This is a genomic window from Intrasporangium sp., assembly GCF_032907665.1.
Classification (GTDB): Bacteria; Actinomycetota; Actinomycetes; order Actinomycetales; family Dermatophilaceae; genus Intrasporangium.
Map to the genome: position 1 here is coordinate 1 of NZ_JAJJPG010000038.1, position 17,844 is coordinate 17,844.

A 17,844-nucleotide genomic window follows, 5' to 3' on the forward strand; every position below is an offset into this window, starting at 1 on the left:
AGGCGGGCGCCGACCACGAGGTCGCCACGAAGGGCAAGTGGTACTTCTTCATCTCCGAGAAGATCGTCGCGATCACTCAGGGCCGCTCGTACTTCATCTGGGACATCAAGGTCAGCCGGCCGGCCCGGGTCCTGTCGCGGTACGTCACCCGGACCCCGGCGGGGATCGGCCTCGGGTCTCCTTTCACGATGCAGCTCGCGATCGAGGAGGCCGGCCTGCCCCGAGTCCTCTATGCCGCGGCCGGCGGCGCGGTGGGCAAGCTCATCGGCAAGCGCGGGCTCTTCTACGAGCTCGTCGGTGGCGACATCCGGGCCATCGACGGGCCCACGGAGTACTCCGTCTACCCGGCCAACGTCTCGGCGAAGCTCGCCCCGAAGGACCCGGACAGCGTGGCCGCGCGCCTCAGCGCGGCGATCCGGGCTCGGGTCCCCGAGGCCTACCGTGACACCTTCGGGGGCACGGTCGTCATGGACGCCAACGACATCGGCCGCAACGTCCTCGGCATGGATGCGCCGGGGCCCAAGGAGCGCTACGAGGAGATGTTCGCCGACAACCCGCTCGGGCAGGGTTCCGAGCAGACGCCCATGGCGCTCGTCTTCGAGCAGGACTGAGGCCGAACGCGCCCCACCGCGGTCCGGCCGGCGCGGCTGACCCGAGGGTCAGCGCGCGAGCAGCTGGTCGCGCACCTGGCGCCGGAGGACCTTGCCGATGATCGTCTTCGGCAGGTCGTCGACGACCTCGACGCGCCGGGGGATCTTGTAGGCGGCGAGGTGCTCGCGGCAGTGGTTGCGCGCCGCCTCGGGGTCGAAGGCGTCGCGGTCCTCGACGGTGACTGCCGCGACGACCACCTCGCTGCCGTCGTCCCTCGGCATGCCGACGACAGCAGCGTCCGTCACGCCCGGGAAGTGCTTGAGGGCGGTCTCGACCTCGGAGGGCATGACGTTGAATCCCCCGGTGATGATGATCTCCTTGATCCGGTCGACCACCGACACAAAACCGTCACCGTCGACCTCCACGATGTCGCCCGTGCGCACCCACCCTCCGTCGAGGAGGCTCTCAGCCGTCTCCGCTGGCTTGCGCCAGTAGCCGGTGAAGACCTGGGGTCCGCGGATGAGCAGCTCACCGCGCTCGCCGGGAGGCCGGTCAGCGTGCGGGTTGTCCGGGTCGACGACCCGGATCTCGGTGCTGGGGAACGGGACCCCGACAGCGCCGGTGCGGCGCGACGGGCCGATGGGGTTGCCGAGGGCGACGGGGGAGGTCTCGGTGAGGCCGTACCCCTCCACGAGGAGGCCGCCGGTCACGGACTCCCAGAGCTCGAGGGTCTCGGGCGGCAGGGCCATGGCGCCCGAGATGGCCCAGCGGGCCGCGGACAGGTCGACACCCCGCTCCCGCGCCGCCGTGGCGAGCTGCGCGTAGATCGGGGGCACCGCCGGCAGGAACGTCGGCGGGTGCTTCCGAGCGGCGGTGAGGACGAGGTCGACGTCGAACCGGGGGAAGAGCACGAGCCGGGCGCCGGCGCTCATCGCGAAGGTGACGCAGAGGGTGAGGCCGTAGGCGTGGAACATCGGCAGGATCGCGTAGATCGTCTCGCCCCCGGGCGCCATCCCGGGAACCCACGCCCGACCCTGCGCGGCGTTCGCGGCGAGGTTGCGGTGGGTGAGCATCGCACCCTTGGGCACGCCGGTCGTGCCACTCGTGTACTGGATCACGGCGAGGTCGTCCACCGTCGGCTTGGGATGCGCCGGGTCGATCTTCCCCTGCCGGAGCAGCTGACCCCACGGGATGCTGCCCGGGGCCGGTCCGGTCAGGGCGGCACGCAGGGCGCGCACCTTCGGGATCGGCAGAGTCAGGGCCAGTCGCTTCGCGAGCGGCATGGCATGGATGAGGTTGACAGCGATGACGCGCGTGACGCCCGGAAGGCCGCTCACCATCGGAGCGACCTTGTCCCAGACGATGGCCACCGTGGCCTCGTGGTCAGCGAACTGCGTCGCCATCTCCGTCTCGGTGTAGAGCGGGTTGTGCTCGACCACCACCGCGCCGAGGCGCAGGACTGCGTAGAAGGCAACGACGTGCTGAGGGCAGTTGGGCAGGACGAGGGCGACCCGGTCCCCCTTGGCGACCCCGAGGCGGCGCAGCCCCTCCGCCGCACGGGCCACCTGGTCACCCAGCTCCGCATAGCTCGTCTCGGCCTCGAAGAACTCCAGGGCGGTGTGGTCCGCGAACCCCGCCACGGAGCCCTCGAGCAGCTCGGTCAGCGACGAGGTGATCGGCTCGATGTCGGCCGGGACCCCCTCGGCGTAGCTGCTCAGCCAGATGCGTTCCATTCCGTCGGCCACGGCGCGCTCCTTCGATCCCGACCACTGTCGGCTGCTTCCACCGTATGCCCAAACCGCAGTCGTCGAGCCATCGCGATCGTGGGAGCGACGCGGCTCACGTCGGGAGGACGACGAGCCTCGGTATGCCGCTGAGCCGGCTCAGCGGCATACGGCATGGGGTGTCTGTGGCTCAGTCGGATCCACGCACTAGAGCTGCTCGGGCCGGGGACCGCGCTGACGCTCGTCGAGACGTCCGGCGCCGACGGGGAGGTCCTCGGAGGCGCCGTTCTCGTAGGCCACGTCCGCGGGGATCTTCTTCGGGCTCAGCGACCACAGCACCCAACCGAGCACGCCGAGGGGAACCTCGAAGAAGTGGGTGAAGAGCGAGAAGAGGACGACCCCGGCGGTGGCCTGTGCCGGGTCGGCCCCCCAACCGACGAGCACCGCGGCCGTGCCCGCCTCGGTGACCCCGAGACCGCCGGGCGTGATGCCGACCGCGGTGAGCAGCCGCCCGACGGTGTAGGCGCCGAACATGTAGGCGAAGGGCATCTGCACGCCCATCGAGTTGAGGCAGAACCAGAAGAGGATGTAGTAGACGCCGAAGAAGCCGACGAGGCCATAGGTCATCTCGAGCCAGCCATAGCGGACGATCTCGATGATGTCGTGGCGCATCCCGACGATGGTCTTCTCGAGGTCGGTTCCGGCAGCCCTCCTGCCGCGCAGCCGGCGCCACACCCGCGTCGCCAGGCGGCCGAGCCTGTGGGCGAAGTCCTCGGAGGCGAGGATCCCCCAGAAGGCGACGATGACGGCGAGACCGATGAGCGCACCCATGATGGCTGCCTGCGCGACGACCGGGTTGAGCTGTCCGATCCCGACGAGGATCGCAATGATGCCGACGACCGGCAGGACGACGCGCGCCAGCACGTTCCACACTCCGGTGACGATGACCATCGTCGAGATGTCGCGCCGGAGGAAACCCCACGACCGCAGCTGCTTGTAGGTCACGACGACACCGGCCGCGCCACCACCGGGCAGGAGGTTGCCGATCGACGAGCCACACGCGTTGACGATCATCGCCTGGCCGTGCGTGAGCCCCCGAAGCGACCCGGTGTAGAGGAACGTGACGAGCCACAGGCCGGAGATCATGAGCACGGTCAAGCCGACGACCGTGCCGAACTGCAGCCCGGACAGTGTCGCCCACACGTCCGTCCACGTCGTGTGGGCGACGCGTGGGAGTCCCCACCAGAGGAGGAAGACGGCCAGGCCGATCCCGATGACGAACTGGGCTGCCCGCCACCACAATGACGTGCGGCGTGGCTTCCGAGCGGGACTCATGGCACACCCGCGAACACGTCGCGCCGCATGACGCCGGTCGGGGCCTGGCCCGCCACGCCCCGGACCGCCGGGGTGGCATCGACGTACCACTCCCGACCGAAGACGAGGTCGTAGATCGGCCGAGGGATGCGCAGGAAGGCGGCGAGCGTGCGGTCAGCCCCACCGTCGGCACTCGCCTGTGAGGCGTGAGCGCGCATGGACGCGCGCTTGGCCGCGATGTGGCGGCGGACGTTGATCCGGTGCGTGATCTCGCGGCGGGCCGAGAAGGCGCGATCGAAGCTGTGCCGGTCGAACTCCGGCGGGAAGCGGTAGACCTTCCCGACGAGGTCGATGGCTCGGGTGATCGCGTCACGGGGGACGGTCGCCTCGAGCAACCGTGGCGTGCCGGCGAGCTCGGCGGCACGGCGGGCCACGAGGTGGACCTTCTTGTGGTCCGGGTGGCCGTAGCCGCCATTGGCGTCGTAGCCGAGGAGGACGTCCACGTGCTCCTCGTCCAGGATCGTGGCGAGGCGCCTGGCGGCCTCGTCGGTGTCGGCCCGCACGAAGCGGATGCGACCCGGCGGGTCCGGCAGCACGTCGGGGCCGAGCCCGCTGTCGGCATAGCCGAGGTGCTCCACCCGGGCGACCCCGAGGGCTCGTGCGCTCGCCTCCAGCTCCGCCCGCCGACGGGCGGCGAGTCCATCCGCGGCGTAGTCCGCGGCTGCCTGTCCGAGCTCGCCGTCCGTGGCGACGACGAGCACGACGCGGTGGCCCTCCGCGGCGGCGCGCGCCATGGTGCCCGACGTGAGCAGCGCCTCGTCGTCGGGATGGGCGTGGAAGGCAAGGAGTGTGTGGGACATCGTCAGCCATCTTTGCGCATGGCGCGCCGTTCCCCGTCAACCTTTGTCGCAGGTGTCCTCGCGCGGCCCGCACCGCCCCTCCGGACGAGTGCGGTGCAGCCGGCGATGGCGAGGCTCCAGAAACCTACCTGGCGTATGAGTAAATCGCTGGTAAAGGGATCACCAAGTTCTCCCTTCGGCGGTTGACACCCATTCTGCGGGACTGGTTGGTTTGTTCCCGTCGCAGGGGCCCTTTCTATCCAGAGCGCGACGTTTTCGTTCAATTCTGAACGACTCAGGGGAAAACTCAGTTCATGGAAAGGAAGTGCAACACATGTCTGTTCCCAGCATGTCCCTGACCACCGTCTCCGACTCGGCCTCGGAGCGCGCATACGAGCTGTCCATGCGCGCCTTCGGGGCGGCCCGCACGAAGTTCGACAACGCCCTCGTCCGCTACGACGCGTGGTACCTCGTCTTCGTCGCGGTCATCCTCGCCCTCGGCGCCACCCTCCTCATCGGGATGGCGATCTGGTGCGTGGTCTACAAGGGCAAGAGGTTCACGGGTCGCTGGTCCTTCCGCAACTTCGGACTCAGCGTCTACTTCGAGTGTGTGTAGCGGGTGACCGGCTGATGCCGACCCGCTGAGCTCGACGACGTGTGGCCGGCTCCCGGCCGGAAGCGGCCTGGACCGGCCACACGTCGCCCCGAACAGAGCGCCGAGAAAGGACACTGCCGATGCCAGTGCTTGAAGCCCAGGGCGTCACGTACTCCTACGACGGGTTCGTCACCGTCCTCGAGGAGGTCGGCTTCACCGTCGACGCCGGGCAGGTCGTGGGCCTGCTCGGGCCGAACGGGTCCGGAAAGTCCACCCTCATCAAGACGGTCTTCGACCTGCTCAGCCTGCAGGCGGGGTCGATCATCGTCGGGGGGCATGAGCATGCGTCGCCGGCGGCGAAGTCGCAGGCCATGTACCTCGCGAGCAACGACTACCTGCCCCAGTTCCTCACGGGCCGGGAGTACGTCGAGATGCTCGGCCGGCTCTACGGGGTCGACGTGGACGACGGCACGGCTGACCAGCTCTTCGAGACGTTCTCGATGTCAGGCCGCTACGACGACCTCATCGAGGACTACTCCCACGGCATGCGCAAGAAGACGCAGCTCGTCTCTGCACTGCTGATGCGTCGGCCGCTGACGATCATCGACGAGACGCTCAACGGGATCGACATCGAGGCGCTCCACCTCACCGAGAAGGAGCTGGGACGGCTCCGGGACGAGGGCCGTTCGGTCGTCCTGTGCACCCACGACTTCGCGCTGCTCGAACGGCTCGCTGACCGGATCCTCTTCCTCGACCACGGCGTCCTCGTCGCCGACGCCACGACGTCGTCGCTCGTCGCGCAGCACGGCTCTCTCGCGGCGATGGTCTTCGGCCACCTCGACGCGGAGTCCCACCGCCCATGAGACTGCGCAGCTCCCTCGTCCTCGCGCAGATGCTGCTGCGCTTCTTCGTCCGCCGTGTCTCCCGGATGGGCGTGCTGCGCTCCACCGCGGTCAAGGTGCTTGCGGTTGCCACGGTGGGCACGATCCTCGTCACGGGGGCCATCGCCGCCTACTTCTTCCTCGAGCCGATGACGTCCGACGCGAAGGTGTGGGGCCTGCTCTTCGAGATGTCGACCGTCTCCGTGGTGCTCTGGGTCCAGATCGCCTTCCTGCTCGTCAAGGTCCTCTTCCTCAACGCAGAGGGCATGCTCGAGCTGAGCTTCCACCTGCCCCTGACGAACCGCGAACGCGCGGCGGCACTGCTCCTGTACGAGGCCACCATGGCGGGGATGGTCTCCACCGTCGGGTTCACCTCGCTGACGGCGGCGGCCGTGGTGCTGCTCGGGCCGGCGGCCCTCCTCAGGCTGCTCGAAGCCATCGTGTTCCCGATGATCCTCACCTACCTCGTGCTGAGCGCCGCCTACCTGCTGCTGGGACGCCTCCTCTCCCTGGTGGGCCTCAGGCGCATCGAGCACGTCGTCCTCATCCTCGCCATGTTCGCGCTGCTCATGGTCTATGCCTCGAGGCTGGGACCACTCTCGTCCCAGGCGACCGAGGCCTACCTGTCGGACCGGACGGAGTTCGTGTGGGTCGCCGCGCTCGCCTGGATCTCCGGGAGGTACGGACCGGCCGCCATGGTCGCAGTGTTCCTCGTCGCCGCAGCGGCCCTCGTGGCGCTGGCGCTGTGGGCCACGCCCAACCAGCACGTTCGCCACTCCCGTTACCTCAAGCTGCCCTTCGACTGGCCGCTGGCCCGGCGACTCGGCCCCTACGATCGATGCCTGCTGCGCAGCGCGCAGACCTGGCTGGCGATCGCCGTCTCGGTCGCAGTCTTCGTCGGACTCTGCCTGGAACCCGTGACCAACCCGCTCTGGGCGCTCGCCGTGCTGTCGATGAGCGGTCTCTACCAGTTCGCCGCGACCGAGCCGTTGCGCGTGCTCGTGGCCGACGGGGCGTCGCCCTGGCGGACCTACGGCAGGCTCCTCAGGGCGCAGCTGGTCCTGCTCCTGGCGCTTGCCGTTCCGTCCGTCGCCGTCGTCGCCGCCGTGCGTCCGGACCAGCTCGTGGGCTCGGGGGTCGCGCTGGCCGGGTGCGTTGCCGGGGTCCTGATCGCGATCTGCATCGGAATCGCCTTCCCCGCCGAAAGCGACAATCCCTTCTCGGTGTTCATCGGGCTCGCCGTCACAGCTGCGGTTCTCGGACTCGTAGGAATTGCGTTGGGAATTCTCCAGCTCCCGCAGCTCGTGGTTATCGCAATTGCCGCCGGAACCGGTGTGCTCATTGTCTGGTACAGCGTTCAAGGAATACGAGCCTTCGATTCAAGGAGACGAAATGAAAAAGGCGCTTCTCCTCGTCAACAGCGCGGTCGGGGCGGCGTTGCTGACCCTCGTGGTCGCAGCGGGAGCTCTGCTCTATCTCATGTTCTCGACGGATGAGGACAACATCCGCAAGGAGGGGCTCTTCGGGTCGGTCTTCTTCGAGACCCGCGAGGTGCGCGAGGGAGTCATCGGCTCGTCGATGGGGGTCGACAACCCGGTTGCCCTCCTCGTCATCTTCGCGGTCCTGTTCCTCCTCGTCACCGTGGCCCAGGTGGCCTTCCACGGTCTCAAGCAGTACCGGGCCGAGCTGATCCGGGAGCGGAGCCATAGCTAGCCGGCGGACCTGGCCCGCCGCCGACCTGCGGCTGCGCCACGTCGTCTGCGGCGTGGCCGCGCAGGTCTGGCCGCTGCTCGCACTCGTCGTCGTGCTCGTCGGCGCGGCCGCGGTGTGGCTCGCCGTGTCCGGCGACCCCAGCCTCGTCGATGTGGCGGCAGGCTTCGGCAGGACCGTCCTCGTGGGTCTCGTCGGTTCCTTCGCCCTGCACGAGTCCGCCCATGTGGTCCTGCTTCGGCGCATTCCCGGAATCACCCACATCACGCTCGAGCGCACGGCCTGGCGCTTCTCCGTCGCGCCGGTCGGCACCCTCTCGGCACGCCAGGTGGGACTCGTGGCGGTGGCCGGCCCGGGCGCCTGCCTGCTCGCAGCCCCGGTGTGGTGGGTAGCAGCGCCGGGCTCCGGCCTCGCGTGGTGGTATGCCGCACACGCCGTCTTCGTCCTCCCTCTCTTCGGTGACGGTCGGATGCTCCTCGCGAGCGTGCGAGCCGGCGCCCGCATGCCGGGTCGGCGCATGACAGAGTGACCCCGTGAAGGTGGCGCTGCTGACGGACTGTTACCTGCCCAGGCTCGGAGGCATCGAGGTGCAGTCGCACGACCTGGCCCGACACCTCGTCGGGCTCGGGCACCAGGTCGAGGTGTTCACGGCGACCCCCGGGCCGCAGGGCGAGCGGCATGGCGAGATCACCGTCGTCGACGGCATCCCGGTCCACCGCCTGGCCGTGCGGCTCCCGTGGGAGCTCCCCGTCAACCCGCTCGCCCCCCGCGAGCTGCGTCGTCGCCTCACCGGGGGTGCGTTCGACGTCGCCCATGTCCAGACCGGCGTGGTCTCGCCCTTCGCATGGGACAGCACCCGGGTCACTCTCGGCCTCGGCCTCCCCACGGCGATGACGTGGCACTGCATGCTCGGCCAGGTCGCGCCGGGATTCGACGCAGTCGGCTTCGTGCGGCGGTGGGCCGCCCGGGGTGTCGCGATGTCGGCGGTGTCGGGCGTGGCGGCCGCGCCGCTCCGGGAGCTCGTCGGGCCTTCGGCCTCCGTCTCCGTGCTGCCCAACGGGATCGACGTGGACCGGTGGCGCCCTGTCGAGGACGAGGCCACTCGACATGTCCCCAGCCCCCACTCGAGTGGCCCCGATGTCCCCAGCCCCCACTCGAGTGGCCCCGATGTCCCCAGCCCCCACTCGAGTGGCCCCGATGTCCCCGTCCCTGGCTCGCCCCGGCCACCCCTGCAGCTGGTCACGGCAATGCGCCTCGCCGCCCGCAAGCGTCCTCGCGCCCTCGTCGAGCTCGTCGCACGAGCCGAGCTCCTCGCCGGTCGGGGCTCGTTCACCTTGACCATCCTCGGGGAGGGCCCGGACCGGAGGAAGGTCGAGGCCTACCTCGCCCGCGAGGGCATCGGCTGGGTCTCGCTCCCCGGCCGGGTCTCCCGCGACGAGCTGCGACAGAGATATGCCGTCGCCGACGTCTACGTCTCACCGTCGGCGCTCGAGTCGTTCGGCATCGCTGCCCTGGAGGCGCGGACGACCGGCCTGCCCGTCGTCGGTCGCTCCGGCTCGGGGATCGGTGAGTTCGTCACCCACGACGTCGGGGGGCTCGTCGTCCCCGACGACGCGACGATGGCGGGCGCGCTCGCCGGTCTGGCCGTCGATCGCGCCCGGGTCGCGCGCATGCGCCGGTGGAACGTCGAGCACCCGCCGGAGCAGGACTGGCCCCGTGTCGCGGCCCTCGCCGTGGCCGAGTACGAGCGCGCCATGTCCTTGGCGGCTGTGGCCGGTCGGCGATGAGGACGAACGTCCCGGGCGGCATCCGCGTCCTCGGCCAGGCAGTCGACGGCTCCCACGTCGAGGCCGGCAGGCTCGCCCACGGCCAGCACCCGGAGGCTCTCCTCGCCACGCACGGGTGGCTCGTCGAGTCGGCCACGACGGCGGAGTACGCGATGGATGGGGCGCTCGAGCTCACCTATGTCGTGAGCCCGCTCAGCGGCATACGGCCTGAGCAGTCTGTGGTGCCCCGGGACCCCGACGTCGCGCCCGGCGAGGTGGGCGACCCGTTCCAGCGCGCGGCGGCCTACGCGATCGTGACGAGCAGGCACGGCCTGCTCCTCACCCAGTTCAACGAGCAGACGCACGTCGCCGGCGACTGGGGTCTGCCCGGAGGTGGTCTCGACGAGGGCGAGTCGCCGGTCGATGGCGTGCACCGCGAGGTGTGGGAGGAGACCGGCCAGCGCATCGCGCTCGGCCACCTCGTCGAGGTGCAGTCCTCGCACTGGGTGGGCCGCGCCCCGAACGGCGTCGTCGAGAACTTCCACGCGATCCGCATCGTCTACCGCGCGACGTGCCCCGAGCCGCGCGACATCGTCATCCACGACGTCGGAGGGACGACGGCGGACGCCCGGTGGGTGCCCGTCGACCGGCTTCGGGACGTGCCTCTCAGCAGCGCGTGGCACCACCTGCCCGAGCTCCTGATCGACCGTCAATAGGATGCCGCCATGGACTTCCTCTACGACCTCGTCGTCGCCCTGCACCTGCTCGGCATGGCCGTCATCGTCGGCGGGTGGGTGGTGGCGCGCGGCGCTGACCGCTTCCCGGCCGCCATCGTGTGGGCGGCGCGCGCGCAGCTCCTCCTCGGCATCGCGATCGTGGGCCTGGCCGAGGCGATGAAGGAGGAGGGGGAGTCGCTCAACTACGCCAAGATCACCGTCAAGATCATCCTCTCGCTCGTCGTCGTCGCGATGGCCGAGATCGGCAACGCACGCACGCGCCGGGGCGAGTCGGCGCGCACCCAGCTCGACGCGGCCGGTGGTGCCGGGCTGCTCGCCGCCCTCGTCGCCGCTCTGTGGTGAGGCGGTCGGGCTAGGTGCGTTGGAATGCCGGCGTCCTCGCTGGGCTCCTCATCGGGCTGGCGTGGGTCGTGGCCGGCGTGGTGCTCGTCGTTCTCGGGCGCCGGCGACGCCGCGACTCGACCGCCGACGGAGCCGGTGGCGTCGGGATCATCGGCGTCTTCCTGGTCGTCGTCGGCGCCCTGACACTCTTCGCGACCTTGCTCCTCAGCGTCGTGCCGGGCAACGACTGAGGGCGCCCGCACCGGGGTCGACTACGCCTCGTCCGTCCCCCCGTCCTTGCCTGCGGCCTTCTCCCCGGCCTTTCCACCCCCGGGTGGTGCGCCGAACTGCTCCCGGTAGGTCACCGGGTGATGGCTGAGGATCGAGATGCGGTTGAAGGCGTTGATCATGGTCGCGGCGTAGACGAGCAGGGCGAGCTGGTCGTCGGTGAGGTCCTCACGGAGCAGGTCGTACTCGTCGTCGCTGAGGTGGCGGTCGGCGACGAGGGTGACGGCCTCGGCGATCTTCAGCGCAGCCTGCTCGACCCGGGTGAACAGGCCGGACTCGCGCCAAGCGGGCAGCACGGCGATCCGCTGGGGCGACTCGCCGTCCCGCAGGGCGAGGTGCGTGTGGAGGTGGAGGCAGAAGGCGCACCCGTTGAGCTGTGAGGCTCGCAGGTTCACCAGCTCGAGCACGATGTGGTCGATGCCGTGCTCGTCCGCCCGGGCCCGGATCTCCTTGGACACGGCGGCCATGGCGCCGTGGATCGACGGCATCTGCTTGTCGGTGTAGACGTAGCGGTGGCCCTCTCCCATGCCGTGACGGTACCGCGGGCGCGAGACACACACACGACCCACGCCGTATGCCGCTGAAGCTCAGTACCGATGGAAGCCGGCTCCCAGCGCCAGCAGTCCCGGCAGGCGGTCTCGCCCCGTGATCCGGGTGACCCGACTGAACGTGCCGCTCTCCACGTCCCAGGCGAGGACGTGGGACCCCGTCGGCGTGTGGGTGAGGTAGAGGACGTGGCGACCGGAGGGGGACCAGCCGACGACGCGGCAGCAGCCCTTGCTGCGCGGCGGGTCCTCGCCGAGGACGACGAGACGCATCTCTGGTGGCTCCGTGATCGGCATCGCCTCGGTGCGCAGGGCGACCAGCCCCTGGTATGGCGCCGTGGCCTCGAGCTTCCGGGCGCCGGTGTCGCCCAGGAAGGTGGCGGACGCGACCCAGGCGACCTGTGCGTCCGCGCGAGCAGTGCCCATCGTGTCGCCCCACGGCTCCACCATCGGCCAGGGCAGAGCGGCTCGACTGCGCACGCCGTCGTGGACCGAGTCGAGGGTGGCGCCGGACCGTCCCGCCTCGAAGGCATACCGTCCGGCCATGGCCTCGCCCTCACCCGCGGTGGGACGGGCGACGGTCCCGGTGGCCGGGTCGACCAGCCAGACGGCGTCGGCAGACCTCGCCACGACGTGCGTGCCATCGTCGGCGGGCCAGCCGGCCCATTCGAGGTGGGGGTCCGGGACCGGGACGCGCGTGACCGAGGCAGTGGGCAGGTCCACGACGACCACGGCGCCCGGCTGGGCGAAGACGAGCCGCGAACCCTCGTCGACGGCGCGGGCATCGAGGGGCGGATGCGCGTTGCCCTCGGCGTCGCTGACCCGTTCGAGAGTGACCGCCTCGACCTCCGCCTGGACGCCGTCCGCCAGCACGACGACAGGACGGAAGGTCGCTGCGTCCTCAGGACTGCGGCCGTCCGCCGGCGTGAGGTAGACGGCCCGCGCGGTTGCGCGCTCGGCGGCCGGGACGTCTGCCAGCCTCGTGCGCGACTCGTCGGACCTGATCTCCTGGGGCAGGCCGAGGTCCGTCCACGGGAGCGAGTGCTCAGTGCCGAGGGCCGGGGCCACGACGTAGGGGGTGCCGTCGGATGCGGCCCTCCAGGCTGGCGTCGACTGCTGGCTGGGCCCACTCGTCCGGCTGGTCCGCATCGGACCGGACGGCGTGACGTCGGAGTCCGCGGCCGGGCCGAGCCAGGCATACCCGGCGAGGGCGACGGCCGCTGCCGCAGCGACCCCGCCGATGACGCGGCGGCGCGCGCGTGCCCGTCTCACCGCCGCGCCGTGCCATGCGCGTTCCGCGAGGTCGATCTCGCGAATTCCGGTGCTGAGGTCCTCGAGCAGCGTCCCCAGCTCGTGCTTCGTCATGACGTCTCCCTTCCCGTCAGCGTGGGTCCGAGGTGGGGCACGAGCTCGCGCACGCGCTGGAGCGCCGTGTGCGTCTGGCTCTTGACCGTGCCGACCGACACCCCGAGCACCTCCGCCGTGTCCGCCTCGCTGCGGTCCTCGAAGAAGCGGAGCACGAGCACGGCCCGCTGTTTCGGGGTGAGCCGTGCCAGAGCCCGCTCCAGCTCGACGCGCGCTTCGACGTGGACGTCGTCAGCGGCATACGACACCTCTGGCAGCGCGACCGTCAGCTGCTCGCGTCGCGTCCGGCGCCACGCCGAGACGGCGTCGCGATAGAGGATCCGCCGCACGAACGCATCGGGGTGCCCGTGGCGGACCGTGTCCCAGTGCAGGGCGAGCTTCTCGAACGCCTGCTGGAGCAGGTCCTCGGCCCGGTGGACGTCGCCGCAGACGAGATAGGCCGCCCGCAGCAGGGCGTGCTGCCTCGCGCGAACGTACGTCGCGAAGTCCGGGTCCATCGGCCGCATGCATCCTCCTTCTCACAGGATGAACGCACGAACCCCCGCGCGGGGTTGGCGCAGGAGACGGACGTATGCCGCTGGGCTCAGTCCCGCTCGAAGGCGAGCTCGGCGCCCACCCAGGTCTGTACGACCGCCGTGTCCCGGATGGCCATGGGGTCCGAGTCCTCGAGCGCCCAGATGTCCCGGTCGATGCTGACGAAGTCGGCGAGCTGGCCCGGCTCCAGCCTGCCGACGTCGGTCCGCCCGACGGCCTCGTGGGCGCCCACGGTGTGCGCCCGGACTGCCTCGTCGAGCGTGATCCGCTCCTCGGGGCGCCAGCCGCCGAGGGGATGGCCATCCGCCCGACGGCGCGTGACGGCGGCGTGCAGCCCGAAGAACGGGTTCGGGTCCTCGACCGGCGCGTCGGAGCCGAAGGCGAGCCGGACCCCAGCGTCGAGGAACGACCGCCAGGCGTAGGACGCGAGCCGACGCGGGCCGATGATCTCGTCAGCGAGCTCGTGGTCCGCGGTGCAGTGGCTCGGCTGCATCGACGCGATCACATCGAGGGTGCGGAACCGGGGGATGTCGACGGTCCGCACGTGCTGGGCGTGCTCGATCCGGAGGATCCCCCGGTGGCCCTCGGTGCGCATGACACCGAAGGCGTCGAGGACGAGCCGGTTGGCCTCGTCGCCGATCGCGTGGGTGGCGACATCGAGACCACCGTCCAAGGACATCCGGATCCGTTCCAGGAGAACGGGATAGGGCGTCACAGCCATCCCGCACGACTCGTGTCCCGGGGCGCCGCCGACATAGGGCTCGGTCATGTGGGCGGTGTGCGAACCGAGCGCGCCGTCGCTGAAGAACTTCACCGGTCCTACGCGGAAGAGGTCATCGCCCTGGCCGGAGCGGCGACCCTCGGAGATGGCGAGCTCGAGGTCCGGGTCGCGCACGCACGTGGTGACGCGGAGCCGCAGTCCGCCGTCCTCGTGCATCGCGAGGTAGGCGGCCCGCGCGTCCTCGCCGTCGATGTCCGTGATGCTCGTCAGCCCCACGGAGAGCAGCCAGTCCTGGCAGCGCTCGAGCAGGGGACGCAGGGGCTCGGCGTCCGGGCCCTCGATGAGGGGGTCGAGCAGGCGTTGGGCTGACTCGCGCAGGATGCCCGTCGGCTCGCCATCGGCGTCCCGGACGATCTCGCCGCCGACAGGGTCCGGTGTGTCGCGCGTGATCCCAGCCCGTTCCAGGGCCAGGGAGTTCGCCCACACCGTGTGCCCGTCGACCGAGTCGAGGACGGCGACGCGGTCGCCGGTCACCGAGTCCAGGGCCTGCCGGCCCGGTTGGGCGGGGACGTCCCACCGGTTGCTGTTCCACCGACCCGAGCTGAGCGGTCGGCCGGCGGGGGTGGACGCGACATGATCCCGGATCAGCCCAAGGGCCTCCTCGAGCGAGCGGGCCTCGCGCAGGTCGACCTCGGCGAGGTCACGCGCCACCCACTCGGTGTGGATGTGGGCGTCGTGGAGGCCCGGCAGGACCAGGGCTCCGGGCAGGTCGACGATGTCGGCCCCGCCGTGGTCGAGTGCCTCCGACCCGACCGCCACGACCCGGCCCTGCTCGACGAGCAGCGCGTTCGTCCACGGCGCCCCCGTCGTCCCGGTCCAGATCCGCTCGTGCCGGAAGAGCGTTCGCGTCACGTTGCGTCCCGGTCCGACGGCACGAGGATCAGCTTGCCGGTCGTGCGCCGTCCCTCCAGCGCCTCATAGGCCTCCGCTACCTGGTCGAAGGTGAACCGGCCGCCGATCTCGATCTTCAGACTGCCGTCCGCGATGGCCCCGAAGACCTCCCGGGCCCGCCACACGAGCTCGTCGCGATCGGCGACGTAGTCCCCGAGCTTGGGGCGCGTCACGAAGAGCGAGCCGCCGGCGTTGAGGCGTTGCAGGTCGAAGGGAGGCACCTGACCGCTCGCCCCACCGAAGAGGACCAGGAGGCCGCGCGGCCGGAGAGAGGCGAGCGAGGCGTCGAAGGTCGCGCGGCCCACTCCGTCATAGGCGACGTCGACACCGCGGCCCGCCGCTTCGCGCACCGCGGCCGCGAGGTCCGTCACCTGGGAGTAGTCGATGAGGTGGGCAGCGCCGAGACGCCTTGCGACCTCGAGCTTCTCGGCCGACCCGGCGGTCGCGACGACGGTGGCGCCCTTGGCCACGAGCAGCTGCACGAGGAGCTGCCCGACCCCGCCGGCAGCAGCGTGAACGAGCGCCACGTCACCGGGCCGAGCGGCATACGTGCTGTTGACGAGGTAGTGGGCAGTCATCCCCTGGAGCATGGCGGCTGCCGCCGTCTCAAGGTCGACGCCGTCGGGCACGGAGACGATGAGGGATGCCGGCTGGTTGGCGAGGGTGGTCTGGCTCCCCGGCGCCTGGGCCCAGCCGACACGGTCGCCCACCGCGAACGAGTCGACGCCTTCCCCGAGGGCGACGACGATGCCGGCGCCCTCCTCGCCGAGGACGAAGGGTGTCTTCCCCGGGTAGACGCCCTGTCGGCGGTAGACGTCGATGAAGTTCACGCCCGCGGCGGCCAGCTCCACCTGCACCTCGCCCGGGCCGGGCGGCGGCACGTCGTAGTCACGGAGCTCGAGAACATCGCGCTCGCCATGCTCGCGGACGAACACACCAGTCGCAGTCGTCATGACGCCACCCTACGACCGGACGGTCCCGGTGAGGTGGGGTCCGGTCAGGCAGGGGGCTGGAGCCGAGAGCGCAGTCCCGTGAGCGTCTCCTCGACGAGACCCTTGATGATGCGCGAGCGGATGAATCCCGGCAGGGGCAGGCTGTGGTGGATCGTCAGGTCGTAGGTGACGCGAGTCCCGCCGCCGTCGAGGTCCTCCAGGGTGTAGATGCCCTCCTGCCCGGTCTGGAGTCGTCCCTCGACCATGGTCCAGCTCATCCCGTGGGGGGAGTGCTCGTAGGCCAGCGTGTAGCGGTCGGTTCCGACGGCGGTCGAGGCAGCGAACCGCGCCTCCCGCGGCAGGCCGGTGCGGTCGCTCTCGATCACCTCGGCCTCGGTGATCGTGGGGATCCACTCCGGTTGGCTGCCGACGTCACGGATGGTGGCCAGGACCGTGTCGAGGCCCGCGTCGACCTCGACGTCTCGCCGGGCGTGGTCAGTGGGCACGACGGCTCCTTGCCCGGCGCGGGCGGGGACGGGCGAGGTGCACGATGTGGTCCAGCTCGTCCTCGAACGCCGCGAGGAGCCGCTCGGGGTCCGGCACGACCTCCGCGTCGCACATGAAGCCGACGCGGACCGTGCCGGCGTAGGTGAAGATGCACACGCCGAGGGTCTGCCGGCCCGACCCGGGCACCCAGCCGAGCACACCGCTCAGGGGCACCCCTGCGAGGGTGCGTGGGGACCGTGGCCCGGCGACGTTGGTCGTCACGCCGATCGCCTTGTTGGCGAAGAAGTCCACGAGGAGGCGTTCCACGCTCGGGTTGGCCCGCCCGATCGCGTTGATGAGGGTGTAGGTGAGCACCGCCTCGGGGGAGCGCTTGATCCAGTCCATCCGGCGCTTCGTCTCGGCCAGCCTCGCCAGCGGTGCACTCAGGGCGCTGGGGAAGTGGAAGAAGACGAGGGCGAAGCGGTTGCCGAGCTCGCGCGGGAGGGGCTCGTCGAGCGGCCGCACGTTGACCGGGACCATGGTGACGAGGTCGACGGGATTCTCGCCCCGGTCGAGCTGGTATCGGTGCAGCGCCGCAGCGACAGCGCTCATGAGCACGTCGTTGAGCGTCGCGCCGGCGAGACGGCCGAGCTGTTTGGGCCCCAGGAGGGGGAGGGGCTGGGTCCACACCACCCGCTTGGCCCCGCCCGGCCGCCCGTCGAAGGGGTTGTCGGGGTTGTGGGCGAAGACGAGGTCGCCGACGACGCGCGTCGTGCGGATCGCCAGTCGGGTCGCATCGAGCGCTCCGCGCGGGGTCGCGAGCTTGAGCAGCTGGCCGACACCGTCGCGGGCGAGCCGGAGGCCCGGGCCGACCAGGGGCACCGTGGGCAGGTGGAAGCCCGCGCCGGTGTGGTTGTCGGCGTCACCGGTGTCACCGATGTCGCCGGCGTGACCAGCGCTGGGGCGGTCGAGGCGGTCGAGGCGGTCGAGGGGATCGAGGGCGTCGAGCTCGCCGATGGTCTCGACGGCTTCCGGGTTGTCCAGAGCTCCGGGCAGCGAGGTGTCCAGCGTGGCCTCGGTCGCCACGGCGATGTCGGCGCTCTCAGCCGGATCGCCCTCGGTCAAGGACAGGAGGACCCGCGTCAGTGCGATCCCGTCGGCGAGCGAGTGGTGGATGCGCAGGAGGACGGCGGAGCCCGAGCCGTAGCCGTCGATCAGATGCATCCGCCACATCGGGTGGCCCCGGTTCAGGGGCTCGTCGAGCTCGGCCTCGATGTGGGCCTGGAGGGTCGCGTCGTCTCCCGGTGGCGGCAGCGTGACCCGGACGACGTGCCGGTCCAGGGAGAAGCCTTCGTCGTCGACCCACCAGGGCTGCCCGAGCAGGGCCGGGGACTCGGGCCGCTGGTGGAACACCGGGAACTGGTCGACGACCTGGCGCTGGATGAGGTCGGTGACCTCGTCCCAGTCAGGCACGCCGTCGAGGAACATGAGCGACTCGATGACCATGAGGTTGTTGGGTCGGTCCATGTTGAGCCACATGGTGT

19 protein-coding genes and 1 pseudogene are annotated in these 17,844 nt (G+C 70.7%); 10 read left to right on the top strand and 10 right to left on the bottom strand.

Annotated elements, in window-relative coordinates:
• Positions 1-611: pseudogene (locus LOY02_RS07945) on the top strand (asparagine synthetase B); the annotation flags it as partial.
• Positions 612-659: 48 nt separating this feature from the next.
• Here the strand turns inward: LOY02_RS07945 and LOY02_RS07950 are convergent.
• The 3 genes from LOY02_RS07950 to LOY02_RS07960 all read right to left on the bottom strand — a co-directional run bounded on the left by LOY02_RS07950 (position 660) and on the right by LOY02_RS07960 (position 4,489).
• Positions 660-2,324 (bottom strand): long-chain-fatty-acid--CoA ligase, encoded by a 1,665-nt coding sequence (locus LOY02_RS07950; protein ID WP_317181835.1) that lies wholly within the window; start codon positions 2,322-2,324, stop codon positions 660-662.
• A 198-nt stretch (positions 2,325-2,522) separates the two neighbouring features.
• A complete protein-coding gene (locus LOY02_RS07955; protein ID WP_317181806.1) occupies positions 2,523-3,650 on the bottom strand; it encodes a lysylphosphatidylglycerol synthase transmembrane domain-containing protein in 1,128 nt (375 codons plus the stop codon).
• Positions 3,647-4,489, bottom strand: coding sequence for a PIG-L deacetylase family protein (locus tag LOY02_RS07960; protein ID WP_317181807.1), 843 nt, complete (start codon positions 4,487-4,489; stop codon positions 3,647-3,649). The genes LOY02_RS07955 and LOY02_RS07960 overlap by 4 nt, the downstream gene beginning before the upstream one ends.
• A 313-nt stretch (positions 4,490-4,802) precedes the next feature.
• Between LOY02_RS07960 and LOY02_RS07965 the strand changes: the two genes are divergently transcribed.
• The 9 genes from LOY02_RS07965 (at position 4,803) to LOY02_RS08005 (ending at position 10,729) form a co-directional block, all read left to right on the top strand.
• Entirely contained in the window at positions 4,803-5,084 is a 282-nt protein-coding gene (locus LOY02_RS07965) for a hypothetical protein (protein WP_317181808.1), read from the top strand.
• 119 nt (positions 5,085-5,203) lie between these two features.
• Positions 5,204-5,926, top strand: a complete 723-nt coding sequence (locus LOY02_RS07970) for an ABC transporter ATP-binding protein (RefSeq protein ID WP_317181809.1) — start codon at positions 5,204-5,206, stop codon at positions 5,924-5,926.
• On the top strand, positions 5,923-7,440 hold the full coding sequence (locus tag LOY02_RS07975; RefSeq protein ID WP_317181810.1) for a hypothetical protein: 1,518 nt from the start codon (positions 5,923-5,925) through the stop codon (positions 7,438-7,440). Before LOY02_RS07970 ends, LOY02_RS07975 begins: the two co-directional genes overlap by 4 nt.
• The gene (locus LOY02_RS07980) at positions 7,424-7,657 is read left to right on the top strand and encodes a hypothetical protein (protein ID WP_317181811.1); all 234 of its coding nucleotides are present in this window, start codon (positions 7,424-7,426) and stop codon (positions 7,655-7,657) included. The genes LOY02_RS07975 and LOY02_RS07980 overlap by 17 nt, the downstream gene beginning before the upstream one ends.
• A gap of 52 nt (positions 7,658-7,709) precedes the next feature.
• Positions 7,710-8,183, top strand: a complete 474-nt coding sequence (locus LOY02_RS07985) for a hypothetical protein (RefSeq protein ID WP_317181812.1) — start codon at positions 7,710-7,712, stop codon at positions 8,181-8,183.
• Positions 8,184-8,187: 4 nt separating this feature from the next.
• Positions 8,188-9,441 carry a glycosyltransferase family 4 protein gene (locus tag LOY02_RS07990; protein WP_317181813.1) on the top strand — a complete coding sequence of 418 codons (1,254 nt, stop codon included), beginning with the start codon at positions 8,188-8,190 and terminating at the stop codon, positions 9,439-9,441.
• A complete protein-coding gene (locus LOY02_RS07995; RefSeq protein ID WP_317181814.1) occupies positions 9,438-10,136 on the top strand; it encodes an NUDIX hydrolase in 699 nt (232 codons plus the stop codon). Before LOY02_RS07990 ends, LOY02_RS07995 begins: the two co-directional genes overlap by 4 nt.
• 9 nt (positions 10,137-10,145) lie before the next feature.
• Positions 10,146-10,499: a hypothetical protein gene (locus LOY02_RS08000; protein WP_317181815.1), complete on the top strand. Its 354-nt coding sequence runs from the start codon at positions 10,146-10,148 to the stop codon at positions 10,497-10,499.
• Between the two features lie 14 nt (positions 10,500-10,513).
• Positions 10,514-10,729 carry a hypothetical protein gene (locus LOY02_RS08005; RefSeq protein ID WP_317181816.1) on the top strand — a complete coding sequence of 72 codons (216 nt, stop codon included), beginning with the start codon at positions 10,514-10,516 and terminating at the stop codon, positions 10,727-10,729.
• A 21-nt stretch (positions 10,730-10,750) separates the two neighbouring features.
• Here the strand turns inward: LOY02_RS08005 and LOY02_RS08010 are convergent, their stop codons facing one another.
• The 7 genes from LOY02_RS08010 to LOY02_RS08040 all read right to left on the bottom strand — a co-directional run bounded on the left by LOY02_RS08010 (position 10,751) and on the right by LOY02_RS08040 (position 17,839).
• Positions 10,751-11,293, bottom strand: coding sequence for a carboxymuconolactone decarboxylase family protein (locus LOY02_RS08010; protein WP_317181817.1), 543 nt, complete (start codon positions 11,291-11,293; stop codon positions 10,751-10,753).
• Between the two features lie 60 nt (positions 11,294-11,353).
• A complete protein-coding gene (locus LOY02_RS08015; protein ID WP_317181818.1) occupies positions 11,354-12,676 on the bottom strand; it encodes a hypothetical protein in 1,323 nt (440 codons plus the stop codon).
• The gene (locus tag LOY02_RS08020; RefSeq protein ID WP_317181819.1) at positions 12,673-13,182 is read right to left on the bottom strand and encodes a SigE family RNA polymerase sigma factor; all 510 of its coding nucleotides are present in this window, start codon (positions 13,180-13,182) and stop codon (positions 12,673-12,675) included. The genes LOY02_RS08015 and LOY02_RS08020 overlap by 4 nt, the downstream gene beginning before the upstream one ends.
• A gap of 77 nt (positions 13,183-13,259) precedes the next feature.
• Positions 13,260-14,843 (bottom strand): amidohydrolase, encoded by a 1,584-nt coding sequence (locus LOY02_RS08025; protein ID WP_317181820.1) that lies wholly within the window; start codon positions 14,841-14,843, stop codon positions 13,260-13,262.
• Positions 14,840-15,835: a quinone oxidoreductase gene (locus LOY02_RS08030; RefSeq protein ID WP_317181821.1), complete on the bottom strand. Its 996-nt coding sequence runs from the start codon at positions 15,833-15,835 to the stop codon at positions 14,840-14,842. The genes LOY02_RS08025 and LOY02_RS08030 overlap by 4 nt, the downstream gene beginning before the upstream one ends.
• Before the next feature lie 44 nt (positions 15,836-15,879).
• Complete coding sequence (locus LOY02_RS08035) at positions 15,880-16,320, bottom strand: SRPBCC family protein (protein WP_317181822.1); 441 nt, start codon at positions 16,318-16,320, stop codon at positions 15,880-15,882.
• Positions 16,310-17,839: a WS/DGAT domain-containing protein gene (locus LOY02_RS08040; RefSeq protein ID WP_317181823.1), complete on the bottom strand. Its 1,530-nt coding sequence runs from the start codon at positions 17,837-17,839 to the stop codon at positions 16,310-16,312. The genes LOY02_RS08035 and LOY02_RS08040 overlap by 11 nt, the downstream gene beginning before the upstream one ends.
• Positions 17,840-17,844 lie beyond the last annotated feature (5 nt).

Excerpts from the sequence above, each read along its gene's own strand:
- LOY02_RS07965 (WP_317181808.1), top strand. The coding sequence starts at position 4,803 with ATGTCTGTTCCCAGCATGTCCCTGACCACCGTCTCCGACTCGGCCTCG.
- LOY02_RS08020 (WP_317181819.1), bottom strand. The coding sequence starts at position 13,182 with ATGCGGCCGATGGACCCGGACTTCGCGACGTACGTTCGCGCGAGGCAG.
- LOY02_RS08040 (WP_317181823.1), bottom strand. The coding sequence starts at position 17,839 with ATGTGGCTCAACATGGACCGACCCAACAACCTCATGGTCATCGAGTCG.
- LOY02_RS07975 (WP_317181810.1), top strand. The coding sequence starts at position 5,923 with ATGAGACTGCGCAGCTCCCTCGTCCTCGCGCAGATGCTGCTGCGCTTC.
- LOY02_RS08000 (WP_317181815.1), top strand. The coding sequence starts at position 10,146 with ATGGACTTCCTCTACGACCTCGTCGTCGCCCTGCACCTGCTCGGCATG.
- LOY02_RS07980 (WP_317181811.1), top strand. The coding sequence starts at position 7,424 with ATGTTCTCGACGGATGAGGACAACATCCGCAAGGAGGGGCTCTTCGGG.
- LOY02_RS07995 (WP_317181814.1), top strand. The coding sequence starts at position 9,438 with ATGAGGACGAACGTCCCGGGCGGCATCCGCGTCCTCGGCCAGGCAGTC.
- LOY02_RS07955 (WP_317181806.1), bottom strand. The coding sequence starts at position 3,650 with ATGAGTCCCGCTCGGAAGCCACGCCGCACGTCATTGTGGTGGCGGGCA.
- LOY02_RS07970 (WP_317181809.1), top strand. The coding sequence starts at position 5,204 with ATGCCAGTGCTTGAAGCCCAGGGCGTCACGTACTCCTACGACGGGTTC.
- LOY02_RS08030 (WP_317181821.1), bottom strand. The coding sequence starts at position 15,835 with ATGACGACTGCGACTGGTGTGTTCGTCCGCGAGCATGGCGAGCGCGAT.
- LOY02_RS07960 (WP_317181807.1), bottom strand. The coding sequence starts at position 4,489 with ATGTCCCACACACTCCTTGCCTTCCACGCCCATCCCGACGACGAGGCG.
- LOY02_RS08010 (WP_317181817.1), bottom strand. The coding sequence starts at position 11,293 with ATGGGAGAGGGCCACCGCTACGTCTACACCGACAAGCAGATGCCGTCG.
- LOY02_RS08015 (WP_317181818.1), bottom strand. The coding sequence starts at position 12,676 with ATGACGAAGCACGAGCTGGGGACGCTGCTCGAGGACCTCAGCACCGGA.
- LOY02_RS07950 (WP_317181835.1), bottom strand. The coding sequence starts at position 2,324 with ATGGAACGCATCTGGCTGAGCAGCTACGCCGAGGGGGTCCCGGCCGAC.